Source organism: Rhodovarius lipocyclicus, from assembly GCF_009900765.1.
GTDB lineage: Bacteria > Pseudomonadota > Alphaproteobacteria > Acetobacterales > Acetobacteraceae > Rhodovarius > Rhodovarius lipocyclicus.
Genome location: NZ_JAAABL010000004.1, coordinates 81255 through 105380 on the forward strand (window position 1 = coordinate 81255; position 24126 = coordinate 105380).

At 67.0% G+C, this 24126-nt stretch carries 22 protein-coding genes and 3 pseudogenes; 13 read left to right on the forward strand and 12 right to left on the reverse strand.

The genetic code is table 11. The features are described 5' to 3' along the window. Window positions 1-44: 44 nt before the first annotated feature. Window positions 45-1079: an alpha/beta fold hydrolase gene (locus tag GT007_RS06755; protein ID WP_160120836.1), complete on the forward strand. Its 1035-nt coding sequence runs from the start codon at window positions 45-47 to the stop codon at window positions 1077-1079. A 162-nt stretch (window positions 1080-1241) separates the two neighbouring features. Here GT007_RS06755 and GT007_RS06760 read toward each other — a convergent pair whose 3' ends face one another. Next, on the reverse strand, window positions 1242-1988 hold the full coding sequence (locus GT007_RS06760) for a superoxide dismutase (protein WP_160120837.1): 747 nt from the start codon (window positions 1986-1988) through the stop codon (window positions 1242-1244). 152 nt (window positions 1989-2140) lie between these two features. Between GT007_RS06760 and GT007_RS06765 the strand changes: the two genes are divergently transcribed. Continuing rightward, on the forward strand, window positions 2141-3157 hold the full coding sequence (locus GT007_RS06765; RefSeq protein ID WP_160120838.1) for an enoyl-CoA hydratase/isomerase family protein: 1017 nt from the start codon (window positions 2141-2143) through the stop codon (window positions 3155-3157). Between the two features lie 176 nt (window positions 3158-3333). Here the strand turns inward: GT007_RS06765 and GT007_RS06770 are convergent, their stop codons facing one another. After that, window positions 3334-3822, reverse strand: a complete 489-nt coding sequence (locus tag GT007_RS06770) for an Lrp/AsnC family transcriptional regulator (protein ID WP_160120839.1) — start codon at window positions 3820-3822, stop codon at window positions 3334-3336. Window positions 3823-4013: 191 nt separating this feature from the next. Here GT007_RS06770 and trxB point away from each other — a divergent pair, with 191 nt between their 5' ends. The 3 genes from trxB to GT007_RS06785 all read left to right on the forward strand — a co-directional run bounded on the left by trxB (window position 4014) and on the right by GT007_RS06785 (window position 7159). Then, window positions 4014-4982: a thioredoxin-disulfide reductase gene (gene trxB / locus GT007_RS06775; protein ID WP_160120840.1), complete on the forward strand. Its 969-nt coding sequence runs from the start codon at window positions 4014-4016 to the stop codon at window positions 4980-4982. Then, entirely contained in the window at window positions 4982-5878 is an 897-nt protein-coding gene (locus GT007_RS06780; RefSeq protein WP_160120841.1) for a LysR family transcriptional regulator, read from the forward strand. Before trxB ends, GT007_RS06780 begins: the two co-directional genes overlap by 1 nt. A 300-nt stretch (window positions 5879-6178) precedes the next feature. Continuing rightward, window positions 6179-7159 carry an LLM class flavin-dependent oxidoreductase gene (locus GT007_RS06785; protein ID WP_160120842.1) on the forward strand — a complete coding sequence of 327 codons (981 nt, stop codon included), beginning with the start codon at window positions 6179-6181 and terminating at the stop codon, window positions 7157-7159. Window positions 7160-7246: 87 nt separating this feature from the next. Here GT007_RS06785 and GT007_RS06790 read toward each other — a convergent pair whose 3' ends face one another. The 4 genes from GT007_RS06790 to mhpA are packed head-to-tail and all read right to left on the reverse strand — an operon-like array spanning window position 7247 to window position 11578. Then, on the reverse strand, window positions 7247-8215 hold the full coding sequence (locus GT007_RS06790) for a tripartite tricarboxylate transporter substrate binding protein (protein WP_160120843.1): 969 nt from the start codon (window positions 8213-8215) through the stop codon (window positions 7247-7249). 59 nt (window positions 8216-8274) lie between these two features. Next, a complete protein-coding gene (locus GT007_RS06795) occupies window positions 8275-9252 on the reverse strand; it encodes a VOC family protein (protein ID WP_160120844.1) in 978 nt (325 codons plus the stop codon). Continuing rightward, window positions 9249-10106, reverse strand: coding sequence for a fumarylacetoacetate hydrolase family protein (locus GT007_RS06800; protein WP_160120845.1), 858 nt, complete (start codon window positions 10104-10106; stop codon window positions 9249-9251). Before GT007_RS06800 ends, GT007_RS06795 begins: the two co-directional genes overlap by 4 nt. Then, window positions 10103-11578 carry a bifunctional 3-(3-hydroxy-phenyl)propionate/3-hydroxycinnamic acid hydroxylase MhpA gene (mhpA, locus tag GT007_RS06805; RefSeq protein WP_160120846.1) on the reverse strand — a complete coding sequence of 492 codons (1476 nt, stop codon included), beginning with the start codon at window positions 11576-11578 and terminating at the stop codon, window positions 10103-10105. The genes GT007_RS06800 and mhpA overlap by 4 nt, the downstream gene beginning before the upstream one ends. A gap of 99 nt (window positions 11579-11677) precedes the next feature. On the opposite strand from mhpA, the gene GT007_RS06810 reads away from it, so the two are divergent. Beyond that, window positions 11678-12445, forward strand: coding sequence for a helix-turn-helix domain-containing protein (locus tag GT007_RS06810; protein ID WP_160120847.1), 768 nt, complete (start codon window positions 11678-11680; stop codon window positions 12443-12445). Between the two features lie 12 nt (window positions 12446-12457). Here GT007_RS06810 and GT007_RS06815 read toward each other — a convergent pair whose 3' ends face one another. The 3 genes from GT007_RS06815 to GT007_RS06825 all read right to left on the reverse strand — a co-directional run bounded on the left by GT007_RS06815 (window position 12458) and on the right by GT007_RS06825 (window position 15853). After that, entirely contained in the window at window positions 12458-12850 is a 393-nt protein-coding gene (locus tag GT007_RS06815) for a DoxX family protein (RefSeq protein WP_160120848.1), read from the reverse strand. A gap of 469 nt (window positions 12851-13319) precedes the next feature. Next, window positions 13320-14876 (reverse strand): argonaute/piwi family protein, encoded by a 1557-nt coding sequence (locus GT007_RS06820; protein ID WP_160120849.1) that lies wholly within the window; start codon window positions 14874-14876, stop codon window positions 13320-13322. Further along, window positions 14873-15853 carry a hypothetical protein gene (locus tag GT007_RS06825; protein ID WP_160120850.1) on the reverse strand — a complete coding sequence of 327 codons (981 nt, stop codon included), beginning with the start codon at window positions 15851-15853 and terminating at the stop codon, window positions 14873-14875. The genes GT007_RS06820 and GT007_RS06825 overlap by 4 nt, the downstream gene beginning before the upstream one ends. Window positions 15854-15867: 14 nt before the next feature. Between GT007_RS06825 and GT007_RS06830 the strand changes: the two genes are divergently transcribed. The 4 genes and pseudogenes from GT007_RS06830 (at window position 15868) to GT007_RS06840 (ending at window position 18070) form a co-directional block, all read left to right on the forward strand. After that, window positions 15868-16383 carry a hypothetical protein gene (locus GT007_RS06830; RefSeq protein ID WP_201451818.1) on the forward strand — a complete coding sequence of 172 codons (516 nt, stop codon included), beginning with the start codon at window positions 15868-15870 and terminating at the stop codon, window positions 16381-16383. Between the two features lie 321 nt (window positions 16384-16704). Beyond that, window positions 16705-16977 (forward strand): annotated as a pseudogene (locus GT007_RS22345) (ArdC-like ssDNA-binding domain-containing protein); the annotation flags it as partial. Between the two features lie 12 nt (window positions 16978-16989). After that, window positions 16990-17640, forward strand: a pseudogene (locus GT007_RS06835) (type IV secretory system conjugative DNA transfer family protein); the annotation flags it as partial. Beyond that, window positions 17621-18070: a CopG family transcriptional regulator gene (locus GT007_RS06840; RefSeq protein ID WP_457852337.1), complete on the forward strand. Its 450-nt coding sequence runs from the start codon at window positions 17621-17623 to the stop codon at window positions 18068-18070. The pseudogene GT007_RS06835 and the gene GT007_RS06840, both read left to right, overlap by 20 nt. Before the next feature lie 18 nt (window positions 18071-18088). Here the strand turns inward: GT007_RS06840 and GT007_RS06845 are convergent, their stop codons facing one another. The 3 genes from GT007_RS06845 to GT007_RS06855 are packed head-to-tail and all read right to left on the reverse strand — an operon-like array spanning window position 18089 to window position 20180. After that, window positions 18089-18625 (reverse strand): gamma-glutamylcyclotransferase family protein, encoded by a 537-nt coding sequence (locus GT007_RS06845; RefSeq protein ID WP_160120851.1) that lies wholly within the window; start codon window positions 18623-18625, stop codon window positions 18089-18091. Beyond that, window positions 18622-19941, reverse strand: a complete 1320-nt coding sequence (locus GT007_RS06850; RefSeq protein ID WP_160120852.1) for a type II toxin-antitoxin system HipA family toxin — start codon at window positions 19939-19941, stop codon at window positions 18622-18624. Before GT007_RS06850 ends, GT007_RS06845 begins: the two co-directional genes overlap by 4 nt. Further along, complete coding sequence (locus tag GT007_RS06855) at window positions 19938-20180, reverse strand: helix-turn-helix transcriptional regulator (RefSeq protein ID WP_160120853.1); 243 nt, start codon at window positions 20178-20180, stop codon at window positions 19938-19940. Before GT007_RS06855 ends, GT007_RS06850 begins: the two co-directional genes overlap by 4 nt. 350 nt (window positions 20181-20530) lie before the next feature. Between GT007_RS06855 and trbB the strand changes: the two genes are divergently transcribed. The 3 genes and pseudogenes from trbB (at window position 20531) to trbJ (ending at window position 24118) form a co-directional block, all read left to right on the forward strand. Beyond that, the gene (trbB, locus tag GT007_RS06860; RefSeq protein ID WP_408015534.1) at window positions 20531-21376 is read left to right on the forward strand and encodes a P-type conjugative transfer ATPase TrbB; all 846 of its coding nucleotides are present in this window, start codon (window positions 20531-20533) and stop codon (window positions 21374-21376) included. Then, a pseudogene (gene trbE, locus GT007_RS06865) lies at window positions 21300-23360 on the forward strand (conjugal transfer protein TrbE); the annotation flags it as partial. The gene trbB and the pseudogene trbE, both read left to right, overlap by 77 nt. After that, entirely contained in the window at window positions 23360-24118 is a 759-nt protein-coding gene (gene trbJ / locus GT007_RS06870; RefSeq protein WP_457852338.1) for a P-type conjugative transfer protein TrbJ, read from the forward strand. The pseudogene trbE and the gene trbJ, both read left to right, overlap by 1 nt. Window positions 24119-24126: the final 8 nt, after the last annotated feature.

Below are 24126 nucleotides of genomic sequence, written 5' to 3' on the forward strand. Positions count from 1 at the left end.
ACCGGCCCATATCCGGGGGGATGCTCCGCCCTGCCCTGCTCCTCATGCTCCTTTTGGCCGCCTGCGCGCCCCAGCGCTTCCCGGCCGGACCGGCCACCCAGGCCCCGGCGCTGCGGGCCTTCACCCCGCCGCCCCTGCCCTCGCCGCCCAGCCCCTGGGCGCTGGCGCCCGCGCCGCCCCCGCCACGCCCCGCCGGCCCCACCCCCACCGAGGCGCTGGTCATGGCCGATGGCGCGGAGCTGCCGCTGCGCAGCTGGACACCCGAAGGTGCGCCGCGCGCCATCATCCTGGCCGTCCATGGCTTCGGCGACCATGGCGGCAATGCCTGGCTGGAGGCGGCGCCGCTGCTGAATGCCGGCGGCGTGCTGCTCTATGCCTATGACCAGCGCGGCTTCGGCTATGCGCCCCATCGCGGCTACTGGCCCGGTATGGACACGCTGGTGGCCGATGCCCGCGCCGCCACCCGGCTGATCGCCGCCCGCCACCCCGGCGTGCCGCTGTTCCTGCTGGGCGAGAGCCTGGGCGGGGCCGTGGCCATCGTGGCCGCGCGGGAAGCGCTGCCGATCCAGGGCGTCATCGCCTCCGCCCCTGCCATCGCGGCCCGGCGGGAGCTGCCGGCCATCGCCCCCTGGGTGGTGGATGGGCTGGCCGCCATCGCCCCCGCCCTGGGCATGCCCGCCACCGCCGGCGGCCTGTCGGCCAGCGACAATGAGGCCGCGCTGCGCCGCTTCGGCCGCGACCCGCTGACCATCCGCGCGCCCCGCATGGACCTGGTGACCGGCGTGCTGGACGCAATGGACGCCGCCCGCGACGCCCTGCCCGATTGCTGCGCCGTGCCCAGCCTGATCCTGACCGGCGGGCGCGACGAGGTGATCCCGACCCGCATCGCGCGGCGCATCCTGCGCGGCCTGCCGGATCGCGCGGACCGCCGCATCCTGCATTACCCCAGCGGCTGGCACCTGCTGCTGCGCGACGCGGTGCGCCGGCAGGTGGCCCACGACGTGCTGGCCTGGATCAGCGACCCGCACGCGCCGCTGGCGTCGGAGGAGGCGGCGCGCCGCTGGCTCGCCGCCCGTTGAGCGCAGGGTATCCTGCCAAAGGCCCAGGGCATCGACCGCCGCCAAGGCCGCGAATGCGGCCCGCCGGCAGTCCGGCGAAGCCCAGCGAACCGGAGGTTCGCGCCCGGCGTTTGAGGGCGGGCAAAGGCTGATACCGGCGGTCGAAGCATTCGACCGCCGGTATCAAATACGCAATGTGCCGGCCTTGGCCGCCGCGTAGCGCTCGTTGATCTTCGCCCAGTTCACCACGTTCCACCACGCGTTGAGGTAGTCGGCGCGGCGGTTCTGGTAGCGCAGGTAATAGGCATGCTCCCACACGTCGTTGCCCATCAGCACCCGCACGCCGTCCATCAGCGGCGTGTCCTGGTTCGGGCGGGTGACGAGCGCGAGCTGGCCCGCATTGGTCACCGTCACGAACACCCAACCGCTGCCGAACACGCGCAGGCCGGCGCCGTTGAAATCCTGGCGGAACTTGTCGAAACCGCCGAGGTCGCGGGTGATGGCCTCGGCCACCTCGCCGCTCGGCGCGCCGCCCTGCCCGCCCATGATCTGCCAGAACATGGTGTGGTTGGCATGCCCGCCCGCATTGTTGCGCAGGCCGGTGCGGATCGCCTCCGGCGCGCGGGACAGGTTCAGCAGCAGATCGTCCAGCGCCAGCCCCGCCAGCGCGTCCTGGCCTTGCAGCAGGGTGTTGAGGTTGCCGACATAGGCCGCGTGGTGGCGATCGTGATGGATCTCCATCGTCATGGCGTCGATGGCGGCTTCATTGGCGTTCGCGGCATAGGGCAGCGGCGCCAGGCTGTGTGGCCCGGTGGGGGCGGCGGTGGGGGCGGCTGCCTGGGCGAAGACGCGGCGGGGGGCAGCCATGACGGCGCCGGACAGCCCGGCCGCACCCAGCAGCAAGGTGCGCCGGTTCGAGGTGAAAGGCATTGGTTCCTCCTTCGGAATCAGCGGGATTATGGGCACGGACACCGGATTTCCCAGAGAAGTTTCGGGAGAAGTTTTGGCAGCCCCCCGCACCGCGAAGTTTGCACCCCCGCCCCCCCATGCTACCCCAGCACCAACCAGCAAGGAGGGACCGGATGTCCGAAGCGGAACTGATCATGAAGCGCGAAGGCCAGGCGGGCACGCTGCTGATGAACCGCCCCAAGGCGCTGAACGCGCTCTCGCTCGGCATGATCCGCGAATTCCAGGGCGCGCTCGATGCCTGGAAGCATGACCCGGCGGTGAAGCTCGTCGTCCTCGAAGGCGCGGGCGGCAAGGCCTTCTGCGCGGGCGGCGACGTGCGCGCGGTGCGTGAGGCCGCGATCGCCGGCGACCGCGCCCCGGTCAGCGCCTTCTTCACCGAGGAATACGCCGTGAACCAGGGCATCGCCGAATTCGGCAAGCCCTGGATCAGCCTGATCGACGGCGTGTGCATGGGCGGGGGCATCGGCCTCGCTGTGCATAACGGCCCGCGGGTGGTGACGGAAAAGGCGCTGCTGGCGATGCCCGAGACCGCGATCGCGCTGTTCCCCGATGTCGGCACCAGCCATGTGCTGCCGCGCCTGCCCGGGCAGCTGGGCACCTGGTTGGCGCTGACCGGCGCGCGGCTGCGGGGCGCGGATGGCGTGCACACGGGGCTGGCCACCCATTACGTCCCCTCGGCGAAACTGCCCGAGCTGCGGGAGGCCCTGACGCGGACCGGCGACGCCAGCGTACTGGATCAATTCGCCGAGAGCCCGCCGCCCGCCAGCTTCGCCGCGCACCGCGCCCTGATCGACCATGCCTTCGCCCAGGGGTCCATGCTGGCCATCATCGCGGCGCTGGAGGCGGACAGCGGCGAATGGGCGGCCGAGCAGGTGAAGACCCTGCGCCGCATGTCCCCCACCAGCCTGTCGGTGTCGCTGGAGCTGATCCGGCGCGGCGCCACCATGACGCTGCGCCAGTGCCTGGATGAGGAATTGCTGCTGACCGGCCGCGTGGTGCACGAGCACCCGGATTTCCGCGAGGGCGTGCGCAGCGTGCTGGTGGACAAGGACGGCAGCCCGGCTTGGCAGCCCGCGACGCTGGAAGCGGTGGACCCGGCCGGCGTGCAGGCGTTCTTCAGCCGGGGGTGATGGCCCGGAGCAGGCTGGGGCCACTCATACCAACGGCACGAGGCCTGGACTCGTGCCAAGGCCGCGGATGCGGCCCGCCGGCAGTCCGGCGAAGCCAAGCGAACCGGAGGTTCGCGCCCGGCGTTTGAGGGCAGGGCAAAGGCTGATAGCGGCGGTCGAGCAATCGACCGGTGCTATCAGACCGGTTCCGGCCCCACGGGCACGCCCGCGCTCTGCTTGGCGGTGCGGATGGTCTGCAGGGTCTGCACCCGGCTGACCATGGGCGCGCCGGTCAGGCGGCTGGTCAGCTGGTTCTCATGCGCGGTGTCGCGCGCGACCAGGCGCAGCAGGAAATCCCCGCCGCCACGGATCATGTGGCACTCCCGCACCTCCGGCCAGCCGGTGACCTCGGATTCGAAGCCGTCCAGCACCGCCTGCTTCTGGCTGTCGAGCCCGACCAGCGCGAAGAAGGTGATCTCATAACCCAGCGGTTCCGGGGCCACATCGGCGTGGTAGCCGCGGATGATCCCCACCTCCTCCAGCCGGCGCATCCGGCGCAGGCATGGGGGCGCCGAGAGGCCGACGCGGCGGGCCAGTTCCACATTGGTGATGCGTCCATCCTGCTGAAGTTCCGCGAGAATGTGCATGTCTACGTCGTCGAGTTCAGCTTCTGGTGCGTCCGCCATTGTTCAACCATATTTCGTTGCGCCACGGCGCATCCAGGCGCAATATCCTTGCGAACGCACTTCGGTTCAAGCCGATCGACCGATTCGGCTTCCAGAATCCTTGCAGGGCGGGCATGCAGGAAGAATATTGATGATGGTCAACGATTCATCCTGTTTCATTGATCCCACCCTTCCTGCCGAGTGAAACCTCCGTGGCCACCACCCATCACACCCCGCTTCTCGTCATCGGCGCCGGCCCTGCCGGCTACACGGCGGCGATCTACGCCGCGCGCGCGGGGCTGAAACCCATGCTGGTGGCCGGGCTGCAGCCCGGCGGGCAGCTGACCATCACCACCGATGTCGAAAACTACCCGGGCTTCGCCGAAGCCGTGCAGGGCCCCTGGCTGATGGAGCAGATGCGCGCCCAGGCCGAGCACATGGGCACGGCGATGCAGTACGACATCATCACCGCCGTGGATTTCAGCCAGCGCCCCTTCCGCTGCCAAAGCGACAGCGGCGACCTGTATGTGGCCGAGACCATCGTGATCGCGACCGGCGCGCAGGCGCGCTGGCTGGGCATTCCGGGTGAGCAACAATTGTCCGGCTTCGGCGTTTCCGCCTGCGCGACCTGCGATGGCTTCTTTTTCCGGGGCCGGCGCGTGGCCGTGGTCGGCGGCGGCAACACCGCGACCGAGGAAGCGCTGTACCTGGCCAACCTGGCCGAGCACGTGACGCTGATCCACCGCCGCGACAGCCTGCGCAGCGAAAAGATCCTGCAGCAGCGCCTGCTCGCGCTGCCCAATGTCTCCGTGTTGTGGAACACCGAGGTGGCGGAAGCCCTGCCGACGGACGCCGCGCGCCCCGCCCTGCGGGCGCTCAAGCTGCGCGATACCGTGACTGGTGCGTTTTCAGAGCTTTCTGTTGATGGATTGTTCGTCGCGATCGGGCATGATCCGGCCACGGCCGTGTTCAAGGGACAGATCGGGATGGATTCCGAGGGCTATCTGATCACCGAACCGGGCAGCACGCGCACGTCCGTGCCCGGCGTCTTCGCCGCGGGCGACGTGCAGGACAAGACGTATCGCCAGGCCGTGACCGCGGCTGGTACCGGATGTATGGCCGCGCTGGATGCCGAACGCTTCCTCGCCGCGGCTCATAGTGGGGAAAGACAGGCCGCCTGATGCCGCTCGACTGGGACAAGCTTCGCGTCTTCCATGCCGTCGCCGAAGCCGGCTCTTTCACCCACGCGGGTGAGAGCCTGAACCTCAGCCAATCCGCCGTCTCGCGGCAGATTCAGGCGCTTGAGGAATCGCTCTCCGTGCCGCTGTTCCACCGGCACGCGCGGGGCCTGATCCTGACCGAGTCGGGGGAGACGCTGAACCGCACCGTGCGCGACGTCTTCGCCAAGCTCGCGATGACCGAGGCGCTGCTGACCGAGGGCCGCGAGAAAGCCGCCGGCCGGCTCAAGATCACCACCACGGCGGGCTTCGGCAGCGCGTGGCTGGCGCCCCGCCTGCACAAATTCCTGAACGCGCATCCGGAGGTGAACATCTCCGTCCTGCTGGATGACGCGGACCTCGACCTGGCGATGCGCGAGGCCGATGTGGCCATCCGCCTGCACGCGCCCAAGCAGCCGGACCTGATCCAGCGCCAGATCGCCAGCTTCAACTGGCAGATCTTCGGGTCGCCCGAATATCTAAAGCAGCACGGCATGCCCCAGCGCGCCGAGGATCTGGACGCGCACCGGGTGCTGATCTGGGGCGACTACCGCCCGCCGATCGACGGCATCAACTGGCTGGCGGAGGTGGGGCGCCGCCCCGGCGGCCCGCGCCGCCCGGCGGTGGAGATCAACAGCCTGACCGGCATCATGCGCGCCGTGCAGTCCGGCCTGGGCCTGGCCGCCCTGCCCGATTATGTGGGGAGCGATCTGCACGGGCTGGTGCAGGTGCTGCCCGACTTGAAGACGCCAAAGGTCAACGCCTATTTCGTATATCCCGAGGAAATGCGGAATTCGAAGCGCGTGGCGGTGTTCCGGGACTTCCTCATGTCCGAACTGGCCCAATTGCACAGCAGCTGACGCCAAGCCGCGAGCAAATGGTGAAAATTCAACGGCCTGGAGCATGACGCTCCAGGCCGTTGCCGTTTTCGCGCTGCAATGCGCGCACTGCATGGCAGGCGCCCGGCCTTGTCACAACCGCATGCAAACGATTGGCATTACACAGTGGTCATCGGCCCTTACGGGTCGATAGGGTCTTCGGATCCTTCGTCTCCCAGACGTGAAGCCTCCCTGTATGACTTCGCCCGCCGCCCTTCTGGGTCAGGCGGGCTTCTTTTTTTGGCCCCTCCCCAGCCGGGCGCAGCGCCCCATATGGCAGGGATGGTTCCCCTTTCCATCCTCGACCTGTCCCCCGTGCCCGAAGGCAGCGATGCCGGGCAGGCCCTGCGCAATTCGCGCGACCTCGCCCGCCATGCGGAGGCGCTGGGCTACAGCCGCTTCTGGATGGCCGAGCACCACAACATGCCGGGCATCGCCAGCGCCGCCACCGCGGTGGCCCTGGCCCATGTCGCGGCCGGCACCAGCACGATCAAGCTCGGCGCGGGGGGCATCATGCTGCCCAACCACGCGCCGCTGCTGATCGCGGAGCAGTTCGGCACACTGGCCGCCCTGCACCCCGGGCGCATCGAGCTGGGCCTGGGCCGCGCCCCCGGCACCGACCAGCGCACCGCCCACGCCATGCGCCGCAACCTGGCCAGCGACGCCGACGCCTTCCCGCAGGATGTGGTGGAGCTGCTGTCCTATTTCCGCCCCGCCGAGCCGGACCAGGCGGTGCAGGCCGTGCCCGGCGCGGGGCTGGAGGTGCCGGTGTGGATCCTGGGCTCCAGCACCTTCGGCGCGCAGCTGGCGGCGGCACTGGGCCTGCCCTATGCCTTCGCCAGCCATTTCGCGCCGGCGCAGCTGCACCAGGCGGTGCAGGTGTACCGCACGCGCTTCCGTCCCTCGGAACGGCTGGCCGAACCGCGGGTGATGCTGGGCGTGAACGTCTTCGCCGCCGATTCGGATGAGGAAGCGCGGCTGCTGTTCACCTCCCTGCAGCAGGCCTTCGTGCGGCTGCGCACCGGCCGCCCCGGCAAGCTGCCCCCACCGAAGCCCGGCTATGGCGAGAGCCTGGACCCCTACGCGCGCTCCATGCTGGAGAACGCGCTGGCCTGCTCCGTGGTGGGCGGGCCGGACACGGTGCGCAAAGGGCTGGAGGAACTGGCCGCGCGCACCGGCGCGGACGAATTCATGGTGACGGCACAGATCTGGGACCATCAGGCGCGGCTGCGGTCGTTCGAGATCCTGGCCGGGTTGTGGTGAGGGGGGGCTCCACCGAGAGGGGCTTGCCCCCCTCGGCCCCCCCCACCAAAGGCGGAATCTATGGGCGCTTCGGCCTCATACGCCCCATCAAGGCACCCGCAGCCCCATCCTCTCGATCATCCCCTTCGCGTCCCGTTCTTCCTCCCTCAGCCTGACGGCGAAGGCTTCCGCCCCCAGCGGCGCCACCACCTGGCCGATGCGTTCCATCGCGTCGCGGTAGGCTTGGCTGCCCGCGGCTTCCAGGCAGGCGGTCTCCAGCCGGCGGGCCACGTCGCGCGGCAGGCCGCGCGGGGCCCACAGCCCGCCGAAGCCGCGTGAGGTCACATTCAGGCCCAGCTCGGCGAAGGTCGGGCCGCCGGGGATGCTGGCCTGGCGCTGGTCGGCGGCCACGCCCAGCACGCGCAGCCCGCTGTCGCGCACGGTCGCCCAGGTGGTGATCACGGCGTCCAGCGCGCCAGACTGCACATCCAGCATCATCTGCCCCTGGTTGCGGTAGGGCACATGGGACATGCGCACGCCGCCCAGCTGCTCCAGCTGGCGGCCGATCAGGTTGCCGACGGTGCCCACGCCGGCATCGCCCCAGGTCACCGTCTCTGGCCGCGCGCGGGCGGTGGCGAGCATGGAGGCGGTGTCGCGGTAGGGGGATTGGGCGCCGACGGCCAGGACGAAGATGTTCTCGAAATTCTGGCAGACGGCCTCGAACCCCTCGAAGCGATAGGGCAGGCCCTGCACCAGATGCGGCAGGGTGGTGATCATGCCGGAGGGCGCGAAGGCCACGGTGCTGCCATCGGGGCGGGCCTGGGCCACGGCGGCGGCGCCGACGCCGCCCCCCGCACCCTCTCGGTTCAGCACCAGTACATTGGCACCGGTGCCGAGCGCCACGCGCAGCGGGTCCGCGAAGCCGCGGGCCATGATGTCCATCACGCTGCCCGGGGAGAAGGGCACGATGAGGGTGACGGTGATGGGCTGGGCCAAGGCGGGCGAGACCAGGGCGGCGCCCAGCGCGCCCAGCAGAATGCGGCGGTTGATCCCCAGCAGCATGCGGTGGTTGATCATAGGGAGGTTTCCTCGTTGTTGCTTGTCCTGGACGGGCGCGGCCCCCGCGCCGGGTCGCGTCAGTGCTGGCGCATGGCCTGTTCCAGCCAGGCGCAGCCGGGGCCGAATTCCACCGGCGCGCGCAGCCCCTTGGCGGCGGCGGCCAGGCGCATGTCGCGCAGGGGCTTCCGTTGCTCGGGGGACAGGTGCAGGCGTTCGTGGCCCCAGAAGCTCGGGCCGTCGAAGGTCTCGTGCGGCTGCCAGGTGGCGGGGTCGATCACCCGCCCGCCCCAGCCGTATTCCACGAAGAAGCCGGAGGGGCTGTTGGCGTAGAAGGAGGTCATGTGGTCGTTGGTGTGGCGGCCGAGCGTGTAGGCCACGCGCCCTTCCTCCAGCTGCGCCAGGTCATAGCCCTGGCCCACATCGTCCAGCATGCCCAGCTCGACCATGAAATGGTGCATGCCCACGCGCCCGGAGCCCACCATGGCGAAGCTGTGGTGGCGGCCGTTCACATGGAAGAAGTACAGCGGATAGGGCTTCAGCCCGTAATCGCTGACATGGAAGCCCAGGATGTCGCGGTAGAAGGGCAGCAGCGCCGTGGCATCCGCCACATGCAGCACCGCATGGCCCATGCCCAGCGCCCCGGTACGGAAGCCCGAGATGGGGCGTCCGGGCTCGAAGGGCGTGTCGGCGCGGATGGCGCCGTGAAACGCCTCCAGCCGCGTGCCCGCCGGGTCGTGGAACACGATGAGGTCCGCCACCTGGCGCTCGGCGGCCAGGGCGCGGCTGCCGCGCTCCACCGCCACGCCCTGGTCGGACAGCCGGGCGGCGAAGGCGTCCAGCGCCGCCGCGTCGGCCATCTCCCAACCCAGAAAGGCCAGCCCCTCCGCCTTGTCGCGGCTGACGATCAGGCGCTGGGCCTGGTCATCCATGCGGAAGGCGCGGCTGCTGGCGGCGCTATCCAGCGCCTGCATGCCCAGCAGCCTGGTGGCGAAGCCGCCCCAATCGTCCAGATGGCCCGACCGGATGCCGATATAGCCGAGGGCGATCGGGCTCATGTGCCGCCCTCCTGCACCACCGGGTTGCGCAGGATGCCGATGCCGCTGACCTCGATCTCGGCCACATCGCCGGGCTTCATCCACAAGGGCGGGGTGCGCTTGGCGCCCACGCCGCCGGGGGTGCCGCTGACGATGACATCGCCCGGCAGCAGCGGCAGCACGGTGGAGATATAGGCGATCAGCTGCGGGATGGGCGTGATCAACTGCCCCACGGAGGTGTGCTGCACCACCTGCCCGTTCAGCCGGCCCTCCAGGGTTAGGGCGGTGGGGTCCGGGATCTCGTCGGCGGTGACCATCCAGGGGCCGAAGGCGCCGGTGCCCGCGAAGGTCTTGCCCGCCAGGAACTGGCTAGTGTGGCGCTGATAGTCGCGGATCGAGCCTTCATTGTAGCAGGAATACCCCGCGACATGGGCCAGCGCGGCCTCGGCCGGGATGTGCCGCCCCCCCTTGCCGATGATGACGGCGAGTTCGGCCTCATAGTCGAACTCGTTGGAGGCATGGGGCCGCACCAGCGGCTGGCCATGGCCGATCTGGCTGCCGGCGAAGCGGGCGAACAGGGCGGGGTTGGCGGTCACGGTGCGCCCCGTCTCCTGCACATGGTCGTGATAGTTCAGGCCCACGCAGATGATCTTGTCGGGGTCGGGGATGACGGGGGCATAGGTCAGCCCCGCCAGCGCCACGTCCGGCTGCCGCGCGGCCACCAGGGCGGCGGCGAGCGCCAGCCCATCGGGCAGGGCCAGCAGTGCGCGCAGCGTGGGGGCGGCCAGCCGGCCCGACAGCGTGACCACGCCATCGCCCTTGACGGCACCATAGGCGGCCTGGCCCTCGGCCGTGATGTAGGAAAGAAGTTTCATGCGGCGTCTCCGAACTGACGGCGGGCCTCGGCACCCGCCGGGATGGCGTTGAGAAGGGTCTGCAATTCCTGGGCATCGCGCGCGGCGCCCAGGATGTAGCGGTCGGGGCGCAGCACCACGGCAATGGCGCCGGCCTGCTCCAGAAAGGGTTGCACGGCGGGGTCGGTGATGGCGCCCGGCGCCTCGACGCCGGGGCGGGCCAGCAGGGCGAAATCGCCGCCCACCGCCTCATCCAGCAGCCGCCCGCAGGACAGGCGCGGCTGCGGCGCGATGGTGCCGCTGGCCTCGGCCCAGCCCGCGGCCAGGCCCGGGCCCAGCCGGGGCTTGATGCTGGCGATGCGGGCGGTGCCGCCGCCCAGCGCCAGGGCTTCCTCCATCGCGCGGGTGTTGATCAAGCCGCCGAGGCGCACTGCCTGCTCGATATAGGCGCGCACATGCGGGGAGCGTTCGGACTGGTAGCTGTCCAGCAGTGCCTCAGGCGCGCCGCCCAGCACGGCGGCCAGCTTCCAGGCCAGGTTCGCCACATCCCGGATGCCCGCGCACATGCCCTGCCCCAGGAAGGGCGGGGTCAGATGCGCGGCGTCGCCCGCCAGCAGCAGCCGGCCCGCCCGCCAGCGCGTGGCGATGGCGGAATGGAACACATAGGCGGCGGCGCGCTCGATCGCCGCGTCCTCCGGCGTGATCCACGGGGCGAGCAGGCGCCACACATTCTCGGGCCGGCACATGGCGGCCGCGTCCTCTCCGGGCAGCAGCGCGATTTCCCAGCGCCGGCGGTTGCCGGTGCCGCGCACATAGGTGGCCGGGCGCGCCGGGTCGCAATGCTGCACGCTGGCATCGCCCAGATCGGGGCGCGGGCGGCTGAGCAGCACATCCACCACCAGCCAGGGTTCGTGAAAGCCCAGATCCTCCATGGCCGCGCCCATGAAACGGCGCACGGTGGAGCGCGCGCCGTCGCAGCCCACCACGTAACGGGCGGGGATGCGCAGCAGCCGGCCGCTGGCCAGATCCTCGGCGCGGATCAGCATCTGGCCGGGGGCATCGTCCAGCGCGAAGACCTCGGTGCGGGCGCGCACGGCCACGTTGGGGAAGCGCGCGGCGCCCTGGCGCAGCACCTCCTCCAGCTCCGGCTGATGGAAGCGGTAGCTCGCGTACCAATGCTGGGGCCCGCGCGTGGTGGGGCGCGGCCAGTCCAGCAGCAGCTTCCCCGTGGCGTCCACGAAGCGCATGCCGGGCGAGACATGGGTGGTGGGCTCGATCGCCTCCGCCAGGCCGATGGACTGGAAGACGCGCATCACCTCATCGTCGAAATGCACCGCGCGCGGCAGGTGATAGGCCGCCGCCTCGCGCTCCAGCACCAGCACCGACAGGCCGCGCTGGCCCAGCATGTTCGCCAGCGTGGCGCCCACCGGGCCATAGCCGATGATGGCGACATCCACCCGCGGCAACTCATCCCACGCGCTTTCTGGCGCCATGGCGGTTTCCTCCCTGTGTTGGGGGGATGCTTCCCAGGAAGCGGGGCGCGGTGCAAAGCTTCGCTGCGGAATGTCCACTGAGTGGACAGGGAGGGAACCATGCGACAACCCAAGCCCGTGCGCGGCTTCGCGCGCGGCCTGGCGGCGCTGGAGGCGCTGAACCGGCGCGGCGCCGCCACCGCGCTGGAACTGGCGCGCGACACGGGCATCCCCCGCCCCACCATCTACCGCCTGCTGCAGACCTTGCTGGAGGAAGGCTATGTGGCGCGCAGCCCCTCCGACGACCGCTTCAAGCCGCGGCTGAAGGTGCGCGGCCTGTCGGACGGGTTCGAGGACGAGCAATGGATCAGCGCGGTGGCGGCCCCCGCCATGCAGGCGCTGACCCGCCGCCTGCACTGGCCCTGTGACCTGATGACGCTGGAGGGCACGCATCTGGTGATCCGCGAGACCACCCACCGCATCGCGCCCTATTCGATCGACCGCAACATGGCCGGGCGCGAGATCCCGTTGCTGGAGAGCTCAGCCGGGCTGGCCTATCTGGCCGCCCTGCCGGAGGACGAGGCGCGGGAGCTGATCGGCCTGGCCACGGCGGGCTTGGCCGATGGGGCGCGCGCGGCGCTGGCGGCAGGGCGTGCCGTGGCGGTGGCGCGCCGGCGCGGGCATGGGCTGCGCCAGGGCGGCGCGCGCTGGCCGCATACGGGCTCTGTCGCGCTGCCCATCCGCCACCAGGGGCGCGTGCTGGGCGGCCTGTCCGTGATCTGGATGGCCCGGGTGGTGGGGCAGGAGGACGGGGTGGCCCGCTGCCTGGAGCCGCTGACGCAGACGGTGCGCGAGATCGAGGAGCGGCTGGCGCGGGGAGAGGGCTGAAGCCCCCCTGCCCTACTTGCCGCGCAGCTTGGCATCCAGGCTGATCGGCCCCGGCCCGGCGAAGACCAGGTAGAAGAAGACGAAGCTGTACAGCACTGTCAGCTCGCCGCCATTCAGGATCGGGTAGAAGCTGCGGGGCGCATGCACCATGAAATAGGCCACCGCCGTGAAACCGGAGGCCAGGAAGGCCGCCGGACGGGTGAACAGGCCCAGCGTGATCAGCACGCCACAGACGAGCTCGATGACCCCGGAGAACCACATGAGATTGCCGAAGACGACGGCGGGCGGGTGGGCGGCGGGAAAATCCAGCAGCTTCAAGGTGCCGTGCTGCAGCAGCAGCAGGCCGGAGATGGCGCGCAGCAGGCTGAGCACCAAGGATTGGTAAGCGGACAGGACAGCCGTCATGGCACGGTCTTTCAGGTCAGGGGACATCTCACGCCGGTTGGGAAGCGCGCGGGGAGCTGCGCATGACTTATCATTCAAATGGGGGATGTCGCCAGCCATTGCGGCGGGGGCCTGGGCCCATGGCGCGGCTACGCCGCGACACGGGCCGGGAGGGTTATTCCCACTCGATTGTCTGAATCTCGCATAAGTGTTTGAAAACTCGATGGTAAGTACTCGGTCCGACGGTCATTTTCCGACTGTGAGGCCGTTAAAATGCTACGCTTTTGATTTCATTGAAAAAACTGCTAGAAAAAATATTTTCGCGGTTCCGGCATCTATCGAGGTCAATCGCCCCTCAGACCCGTTTTTTGCCTGCCCAGCGCAACTCCGGCGGCCGCCTGAAAGTACCGCCATTCCTCCATAACAGGACTCAGTCTTCGGATCGAGTAGCCCGGGAACAGCAAAGGTGGCCAGCGCACGTCCGACGCCCCTAAACGTAGAACTTGAACGGCTGTCGCTCTGCTCCCGTAGCGCTGCCCATAGTTAGCACTTCGCCGACCTTGTCCGCGAAACGAATGGTGACCGGCAACCCGTCGCTGAAATTGCAGGCGTTGTAATTGATTTTCGTGAGACCCAGTATGTCTGCCAGCACCGTCTCGATGGAGGGATAGTCACCGCTCGCGCGGAGCACAGTCACGAACAACGGGTTCGGCGTCTCTGGGCCAATATAGGTGTCAATGCGTGGCGCATATCCCGTGGTCCACAGATAGGCGTCTTTATCTCCGAGTTGGATCGCCGTGCCTCGCAGGCACGGATAATCCCCGTCGCGGAAGAGCTTGGTGTCGCCATGAGTCGATTGGATACGCACGCCCACGATGTTGGTCCCTTCGGGAGCAGCCTTGCTGAAAGCCTCCCATTCCGCGTCGTTGAACTTGGTTCGGCCGTGAATGAACAGCTCTTTCGGGTAGGTTCCGAAACGTTGCTTGTAGGTATCTAGTACGGTCTTGATCAGCTTGCCGGCCGCCAGCTCGCTGAGGTGAAACTCTTTGTTCTCGGTCTGCCATGGCCCGTTCGCCCCCCGAAAGACGACTCCGTCTCCTTCGCTGAGGAACATCTGGGCAGCACAGCAAGCGTGATTGTCAGGGTGATTGGGAAGGAGCTTGAAAACCAAGCCGACGTAACAGACGCCTGGCCTCATGCGAGCGATCTTCCACGGGGGTTCCGCCTGCGTTTTGTAGAACAGGCCTGTAGCTAGGTTCCAAGCGACAGTGGCGGAATCCTGAGTGCCACGTTTCGGATATCCCGCCTTGTTCACGAACTCTTCAGGAGCAAGTGTTGTTTCGCGAATAAGCTGAGATGTAATGCCCATCTTCAAAAGCTTCGCTTTGACCTGACGGTGGAAGTCGGGAATGTCATCGAACACTGCTTCAAGCGTGTCATCAATAATCCCGGCCAGTAGAGGGAGGTCGACGCGCCCCTTCTGGCGCCTAGACAATTCCCCCTTTTGGAGCTCGACCTTGCGACGCTGACCCGCAACTGGGCGGCAGGTTTCGAAGACGATTTCCGGCACAACGAAGACCCAAACGTCTACCGTCCGCTCCTCATTTTTCGCGTGGCGTTCAATAGGGTCGATGAAAAGCTTAGTTGTGGTGGCCACCGCCTCGTGATGGTTCTCGATCGCAATCGCAGCACGGATATCCGCAGGATCAATCTCGCACTTAATCATAGCGCCGGGATCGGCGCGGATGCCGAAGGCCTCCTCGAGACCGGGAAAATCAGACAGATGAAGCCGAAACTCTTTGTCGCGCTGACCCCGAGGCGGAATTGCGACGGGGTTGCTGATCGCATCGAGCCAGCGGCAAAGAAGGTCTATGCCATGTTTTGTACCAACCGCACCTATCGTAATTTGCGGACGATCAGGCTTTGACGCAGGCCCGTAAAGCGTAAGGCCGTCCTTCGGATGATCCGAAGCCTGTCCATGCCCGAATCCCAGCGGTGGTTCCGGAATGTAGAGAACCGGAACGGATTTCTCAGAAAATTCGATCAAGCGTCCTCCTCCTCGAAGTGGCCGCCTAGCGTTGTGGGATCCGCTTCTTCCGCATCCTCTCCCAGTCTGTTGGTCTGGCGCGCGGTCACAGGCGCTGTGAACTGGATCGGCATCGCATCGAGAGTGATGCTGCCGCCCGAGCCGACGGCAAGGTCGACATACGGGCTGTCGCCAGCCAACAGCTCCATGAAGGCCATCACACGCCCATGCCAAGCCTTGTTACGCCAAGCCGAACAGATCGAACGCCGAAGGCGAAACTGAGTCTTGGGGTCTGGAATAGCGATCGGCTTGTTTTGCTCGCCGATGTCAGAGAACAGCACACGACCCTTGAGCCGCATATGAGGGTAAGGAAAGAGGCTGGGAATGACGCTTACACCGTATTCCCAGATCTTCTTGCGGGCGACACCGCGTAGCATTGAATTGCGGCTCTGACCCTGGCGCCCCCATGAGACGCGCTTCTTGAGGCCCAATCTTTTCTCGCCAACGTGGAAGGACAGTCCGCTCGAGAACGAATGAGCAAGAAGCCCTTGGCGGGCGCAATGCTTCTCCCATGCCTGGCGCAAGAGATTCATCATGATCGACCGGGCATCGCGACTTTCGATCCCCGCGTCTGGTGACCCGTTCTCAAGGAGATCGAGAACATCGAAGTCACGCTCGACGCGAAACGGCCCCACCGTCTCGAAATGTTCCGTCAGGTCCATCGGGCCAGCGAAAGTTAGGAATCCATCGCCGAACTCGGCCATCGGGTATTCGAAGGACGCGCCAAGCTTGCGCAGTACTGCCTCATTTGCCCGATTGTTCGGCACAAGATGATTGAGCGTGTCCGGCATCCTTAAAATCCGGAGCCAGTTGGAAGTCAGGACCTCGGGAGCCGCCTCGATTTCGACTGCGCGCCGACGCAGATGTGCGTACCATTCTGGCTGGATGATGCCGCCGCCCGCCCTGGGCACTTGCTGCCTTTCGAGAGACTTGAGCAAGCTTGCCAGAGGGATTGGATTTCCATCCTTATTGCTATCGCGTCTATCATTGGAATTTGCCAGGCAACCCGGTAGACCTCGAACAGCGGGAAGGCCGCGTCCACCGCTTCAAAGGCCACGCGGTGCGCCTCAACCTCGCCGAGCGCCAAGCTTCTGTGGTTCGGGGAAGCGGGAAATCTCCTGACGATCCGTGGAAGCTGATGTTTGAACGCGCGCGATCCGAAGCGTCGATCGACAGCGATATCATCCCATACTGGATCTACGAAGGTTCCGTGCGGATCGAACGGCGAGTGCCGATGTTGCCGTTCAGTCGGGAGGTCGCGCGTCTCGCCTGGCTAAAACGCAGTCTCACCGTTTATCGTCTGGCATTCGGACAGCCACGCCAGGATGATCTACTTAACTACCTGCAAAATCTGGCGGGCGAGGACATGGAAGCCAGTCTGCTCAGCGACTTGCAAATCCGCCTCGAGCCGGTCCTTTCTGAACTAGCCACCGGCTTCCGCACCATGCCGCCTTCCGCTGCTTCATGAACGCGATGATGCACGTCTGAATCCCATCTCGCGTCATTGGGCAGGCGCTTCGGAAACCACATTTCCTTCAAGAGCAGCGACCCAGAGGTCATCTGAAGGATCGGCAGATTTGTAGTCTGCACTCCGCTGATTGGTATTGCCAGCGGGTGATATGGCACTCGAGGGGAAAGCCTTCCCCTGCGGCCGAGCCTTGTCTCTGCCGACCCCTTCTGCGGGGAGTGCCCCCCGCAACGCCCCCGAGAGTGAGAGTGTAGGCCGGCTGTGCCGTGACGGGTTGAAGGCTGGGAGAGAGGCTTCCGGCACCCGTCGCGGAGACCCGCGATGTCGAAACGTGATCCACGCGGCCGGCCGAACGCCGACCGGACGAGCCTGTATGACGAAATCACCGGCAAGATCCTGGCCGAACTGGAAGCCGGGCGGCTTCCCTGGGTCCAGCCCTGGGGGACGACAGCGGCCAAGGCGCCGCTCGCCATGCCGACCAACGCGGCAACCGGGCGCGGCTATTCCGGGGTCAACGTGCTGATCCTGTGGGGCGCGGTGATCTCTCATGGTTTCCCAAGCCAAGGCTGGCTTACCTTCCGCCAGGCCCTGTCCCTCGGCGGCAATGGCCCGAACAACGCGATCCTCGACAACTGCCATGTGCGCGTGAGCTTCGCCACCAATGACGAACGCACCGCCAAGCGCGTGAGCGACGCGCTCGGCACCGCGACCGAGATGAAGGCGATGCGGAACTATGCCGGGCATCGGCTCAGCCCCTGGCTCGGTCATCTGATGGTCTCGCGCTCGGAGACGGCACGGCCGCTCCTCACCCCTGGCGAGGTGATGCAGCTACCGGCGACGGATGAAATCGTGATGGCCGCCGGGGTCCATCCCATCCGAGCCAAGAAGGCCCGTTACTTCGAGGATCACCGCTTCAAGGAGCGCATCCTGCCATCGCCCGAGCCGGCAAAATGCGGGCGTTCAACCCGAAAGGACGCCTGGTCCGAATTGAAGCCACAGCGGCCCGACGCGGTGCTCGCAGCTGAGCTCGACAAGGCGGAGGACGCAGCCAATGGCGGGCTGCGGCGCGAGCCGGAGCTGCCCGACCATGTCGCGATCGCCAAGGAAACAACCGGACCTGCTGCGGCCGACGAGTTCGCGATCATGCTCGATGATGAGCCAGAGGACGCGGCGCGGCAGCGGCAGGCGCTGCGGCAGCAGATGCGCGGCGTGGCGCGGCAGGTCGCGCTCGATCCCAATGACGGCATCGATCTGTGAGGCAACCATGCGCGACCGGATGAACGTCTATTTCCCGCCCGAGATGCTCCGCCAGATCGCCGATCTCGCCGACCGCAAGAAACTCTCCCGCTCCGCGGTCGTCGAGGCAGCGGTTGCGTCATTCCTGTCACCCGATGGCGCGGACAAGCGCGAGGCCGCGTTCGCGCGCCGCCTCGATCGCCTGTCGCGCCAGGTCCAGCGCTTAGAGCGCGACCTCGGCGTCACAGCAGAGACACTCGCCCTGTTCGTCCGCTTCTGGCTGACGATCACGCCGCCCTTACCGAACGATGCTCAGGCGTCGGCGCAGGCCAAGGGGCGTGAGCGCTACGAGGGATTCATCGAAACGCTGGGGCGGCGCCTGCAGAAGGGGCAGAGCTTCTTGAGGGAGATTCCGGACGATATCAGCGGAATGGATGCACCAGATGGCTAAGTTAGCCGTCGGAATGGCCTATCGGAGCGCTTCAAGGAGCGTTCGGTAATCGTCAATGCCATGCTGCCGCATCGCCTTAATGGCTTCGACGCGGGTCCTTCGACCCAATTCGGCATCCTCGACGGAGCGCGTGCCCCTCAGCGCGGCGACATAAGCTGTGTCCAGCCCATGATATTCGGCGCCGGCAATGACGGTCGCGAGGTACCAATCGAAAGGCCGTAATGTGTGGTCCAACGAGGTGCCCAGATAGCTGCTCGTCGGAACGGTGCTTCCCTCGACGGCGAAAGCGTCGTCGCGCCGGTAGCCAGAGCCTACTCCCTCGTGCCGGTCCAACTGCTCTCGTTCGGCCAGATCAATCTCGAAAATGACCCCCGGCACGGCGGAATTCGGGGAGGTAACCAGGGTCGCTTTTCCTGAGCCGTCCTTACTCGCCTTCGAGAGCGCAAGATTCCAAGCGCGTGCAACTCCCGTCCCGACGACCTTCGCCGACGGGCAGCGGCCAAGCAGTCGAGCCGGCAACATGTTGGAACCATACGCGAAGTAGAGAAATGTCATTGGCCATTGCTCCCTTCGACATTCCCTCCATCGCGCAGTTGGCTGGCCGAGCGGCCGGATTCCGCCACCGTCAGCGCGCAGCGCTCCGCTCGTTCGAGGACCATCGCGGCAAGACTTTCGATGGCCGTCCGATCGAAGCCAGGGCGGACCAACTCGGCGGCAACCTCGCCTGTTCGCGCAATCATGCCTTTGCTGATCTCCGCAACCCGCCGTCGTATCAAGGGCAGGCCCAGTCCCGCGTCCGTCGCAAATGCTGCCCACCCCTTCGCGTCCAGTTCGGCAAGCGTCGCCCGTTTCCCGATCTTCATGGCGAATTTCGGCGAGAGATCGGGATAGGCAACGGTTGCCAGCAGGTCATACAGCGGGGCGAGGCGTGGGCCTTCGGCGTCGTAGAGGATCGAGAAATTCTTGCCGTGTGCGTCGGCGTTCCCGGCAATCACATTGAAGATCACCGCGTCGAGAAGCTTCAGCACGTCGACAGCAGGCCTTGCGGCGACACGGCGGAGCAGCGCGAAGCAATCCTTGAAGGTTGGGCCGCCTTCGCTGGCATATTTGGTCTCCGGTGGCACGCCGAGCGCCTGGCAGAAATCCTCCTGATGGATCCGGCGCACAATGCCATCATCGCCGATGGTGCGGTCGTAGCGCTGGACCAGCAGAAACGACCGATCCTGAACGGTGCGCGCTTCGACCGGCGCAACATCGAGGCCGATTGCGGCCGCAAGGCGCATGACAAAGGCCTCATTCTCGGTCGTGGCCGTGAAACGCGATATCGGGGGCTTGAGAATATGCGTCGTCGGCTGGCCCGGCGCAGGCAGCGCCACCGCCCCGTCCACCAGCACCACTGGCACCTTAGATTGCGCGCCGGCGAGCGAAAGGCGCAACCCTTCCTCGCCCGCGAGCAGCGGGCGGACGGGCAGCGCGTCCAGCACCCGGATCAGCCCGGCATCGGCAAGCGGGATTGGCTGCTGGTCGGGGGCCAGAGCGGTCGGTGACTCGCCGGGTGGCAGAAGCTGGAGCGCGCCCGCAACATCGCCACCGAGGCGATCAAGAAGGGCGAAATCATTGGCGCGCGACACGCCGAGTGCCTGAGCCGCGGCGTCGCGCTGGCTTTCCTCCGGCAGGAGACCGCCGAAAAACGGGCGACACTCGCGGCGACTGAACGGTTCCGCCCGCTTGGGCAGTGAGGCGGACAAGGGCTGCGCCGCCTCATCGTCAAGCCAATCCGGCGCATAGGCAAAGCCGAGTTCACCATGCTGGTCCTGCGTCAACTGGCCCACCAGGCGCCCATCCCACCAGATATCGAGGGTGCGCGTCATCCCTTCCGCGCTCCTTTGGGGTTGGGCGGCGGTGTGATATCAAGCGAACATCCGAGCGTAGACAGGACCTGAAGCGTCTTGCCGATTTGCGCGGTTGGCTTGCCGGCCTCGAGATCAACGATGAAGCGCAGGCCGACGCCCGCTGCACCCGCAAGCTCGTCCTGCCGCAGGCCAGCGGCCTTGCGGGTGGTTCGGACGATGTCGCCGATCTCGGCGGTAGTGAGGTTGCGTCTGGCCATGATATTTACCGAACGGGAAAGTATCATGGATTTCTGAAGAATGTCTATAAGAATTTCCCGCTCGGGAAAGCTTGTGCCTCAGGCTAGCTCCCTAGCCTGAATTTTTCCCGCTCGGGAAATCGTCCAAATCGGTTCACCCAGACGCTGCCGTGGCTCGACGCAGCTCCGCCGATCACCTGTCTTTATTCGCCACAGTACGATGACCCCCTGAGCGTTGTTGCAACGCCCCAATTCCTGCCTTTCTTACTCATCCCCGATCCAGGGCCGCGCGTCGCGCGGATCCGCAAGCGAACGGGGACGACGTGGCGGTCAACCATCAGCAATCGGAAGCAGCCTCACGCGGCGCACGCATGTTGCGCACAGCGTTGGGGCCTGCGATCGCCCGATTCCTGGAAGACCCCGCGATCGTCGAGGTCATGCTCAACCCGGATGGGCGGCTCTGGGTCGACCGGCTCTCTGACGGACTGTCCGATACGGGGGAACGACTTTCGGCGGCCGATGGCGAACGTATCGTCCGCCTCGTCGCCCACCATGTCGGCGCCGAGGTGCATGACCGTCGGCCGCGCGTCTCGGCCGAGCTCCCCGAAACCGGCGAGCGCTTCGAAGGCCTGCTGCCGCCGGTCGTGACGGCTCCGGTCTTCGCGATCCGCAAGCCCGCCGTCGCCGTCTTCACGCTCGACGACTATGTCGCCGCCGGCATCATGACGGCAGACCAGGCCGCCATTCTCCGGCAGGCGGTCGCAGCGCGCGCCAACATCCTCGTCGCCGGCGGAACCAGCACCGGCAAGACCACGCTGACCAACGCCCTGCTGGCCGAGGTCGCGAAGACGACCGACCGCGTCATCGTCATCGAAGACACCCGCGAGCTGCAATGCCGGGCGCAGAACATCGTCGCCATGCGCACCAAGGATGGTGTTGCGACGCTGTCCGACCTGGTGCGCTCCTCACTCCGGCTGCGGCCGGATCGGATCCCGATCGGCGAAGTGCGTGGGTCAGAGGCGCTCGATCTCCTGAAGGCCTGGGGCACTGGCCATCCCGGCGGGATCGGCACGATCCACGCCGGCACTGCGCTCGGCGCGCTGCGCCGCCTCGAACAGCTCATCCAGGAAGCCGTCGTCACCGTCCGCCGAGGACGCCGCACGGGCCGAGACCTGGCTCTACGAGGGCCGCCAACAATCCGGCGTCGATCCCCATGAAGCCCTCGCGGCCTTCATTGACCGCACAAACCGGGTTCTCCAGCTCGTCGACGGTTTCATGCCGGAATGCCGGTGGCTCGATGACGCCGAGACCCTGACCTACCTGCACGCGACAGTGTCCACGAAGCGCCACCGCGTGCGCGTTCCGGAAACGCCGATCTACCTCGATGCGCTTCTCGCCGATGAGCCGCTGACCGGCGGCCTCGAGCCGCGGCTCGGCGCTGCCCATCTGCGCGTGCTGACGATCAACGGCTTTCCGACGGCGACGACGCCTGGAATTCTCGACGATCTCAACCGGCTCGCCTTTCCCTATCGCTGGTCCACGAGGGCGATCCTGCTCGACAAGACCGACGCCACGAAACTGCTGACACGCATCCGGCGGCAGTGGTTCGCCAAGCGCAAGTCGATCGCCGCAATCCTGAAAGAGGTAATGACCAACGAGGTCTCTGCGCTCGTTGATACGGACGCAGCGAACAAGGCGGCCGATGCCGACATGGCCTTGCAGGAACTAGGAGCCGACTTTGCCGGTCAGGCCTATGTGACCGCCACCGTCACCGTCTGGGATGCCGATCCGCGCACCGCCGACGAGAAGCTGCGCCTCGTGGAAAAGGTGATCCAGGGCCGCGACTTCACGGCGATGGCCGAGACCATCAATGCCGTCGATGCCTGGCTCGGTTCGCTGCCCGGCCACGTCTATGCCAACGTCCGGCAGCCACCGATCTCAACCCTGAACCTCGCCCACATGATTCCGCTCTCCGCAGTCTGGGCCGGGCCGGAAGGGGACGAGCATTTCGGTGCGCCGCCGCTGCTATACGGCAAGACGGAGGGCAGCACGCCGTTTCGCTTTTCGCTGCATGTCGGCGACGTCGGCCACACGCTGGTCGTCGGACCGACCGGCGCGGGCAAGTCCGTGCTGCTCGCGCTTATCGCGCTTCAGTTCCGGCGCTATCCGGGAAGCCAAGTCTTCGCTTTCGACTTTGGCGGCTCGATCCGCGCAGCCGCGCTCGCCATGGGAGGCGATTGGCACGACCTCGGCGGTAGCCTGACGGACGGCGCCGCGTCGTCGGTGTCCCTCCAACCACTCGCGAGCGTTCACGAGACCCACGAACGCGCATGGGCAGCCGACTGGATCGCCGCCATCCTAGCCCGCGAGGGCGTCACGATCACGCCGGAGGTGAAAGAACATCTTTGGACGGCGCTGACCTCGCTGGCGTCCGCGCCGATCACAGAGCGCACCCTGACCGGCCTTGCCGTCCTTCTTCAGTCGAATGATCTCAAGCAGGCGCTGAGACCCTATTGCGTGGGCGGTCCTTACGGGCGGCTGCTGGATGCGGAAGGCGAGCAGCTCGGGGGCGCCGCGGTCCAGGCCTTTGAAACCGAGGGGCTGATCGGCGGCGGCGCGGCGCCGGCGGTCCTCGCCTATCTCTTCCATCGGATCGGCGACCGTCTGGATGGACGGCCCACGCTCCTGATCGTCGACGAAGGCTGGCTCGCGCTCGACGACGACGGCTTCGCGGCGCAACTGCGCGAATGGCTGAAGACGCTGCGCAAGAAGAACGCGTCCGTCGTCTTCGCCACGCAGTCGCTTGCCGACATCGACGGCAGCGCGATCGCGCCGGCCATCATCGAAAGCTGCCAGACGCGTCTGCTACTGCCGAACGAACGCGCGATCGAGCCCCAGATCACGGCGATCTACCGGCGCTTCGGCTTGAACGACCGCCAGATTGAGATCCTCAGCCGGGCGACACCCAAGCGCGACTATTACTGCCAGTCGCGGCGCGGCAACCGGCTGTTCGAGCTGGGGCTCTCCGAAGTCGCCCTCGCGCTCTGCGCGGTATCCTCGAAAACCGATCAGGCTGCCATCGAGACGATCCTCGCCGAGCATGGCCGCGACGGCTTCCTGCCCGCCTGGCTGCGCGCCCGCGATGTCGGCTGGGCTGCCGACCTTATCCCCGATCTCACCAACCTGGAGCCCAAATCATGATGATCAGACGCTCTCGCGCGGCCCTTTGCGCCGCAACCATCCTGTCGCTGCCCGTCGCCTTCTCGCCGGTATTCGTCTCCCCGGCAGCGGCGCAGTGGGTCGTCTATGATCCGACCAACTATGTCCAGAATGTCCTGTCGGCGGCGCGGGCACTCGAGCAGATCAACAACCAGATCCAGAGCCTCCAGAACGAAGCGCAGATGCTGATCAACCAGGCCCGCAATCTCGCGAGCCTGCCCTATTCCTCGCTTCAGCAGCTCCAGCAATCGGTGCAGCGCACGCAAGCGCTTCTGGGTCAGGCACAGCGCATCGCCTTCGACGTGCAGCAGATCGATCAGGCCTTCCAGAGCCAATACGGCAACATCTCGCTGTCGACGTCAGATCAGCGGCTCGTGGCCGATGCTCGCTCGCGCTGGCAGAACACAGTCGGCGGCCTTCAGGACGCACTCCGCGTACAGGCCGGTGTCGTCGGCAACATCGACACCAACCGCGCCGAGATCGCGGCTCTGGTCGGGCAGAGCCAGGGCGCGACCGGCGCGCTTCAGGCCACCCAAGCCGGCAACCAGCTGCTCGCGCTGCAGGCGCAGCAACTCGCAGACCTGGTCGCCGTCGTCGCCGCGAACGGCCGAGCGCAGGCACTTGTCGATGCTGAGCGGGCCGCTGCCGCCGAACAGGGCCGAGAACAGCGCCGGCGGTTCCTGACGCCCGGCTCCGGCTATCAGCCCGGAAACGCCCGAATGTTCCCGAACGGCAACTGAGGGCGACG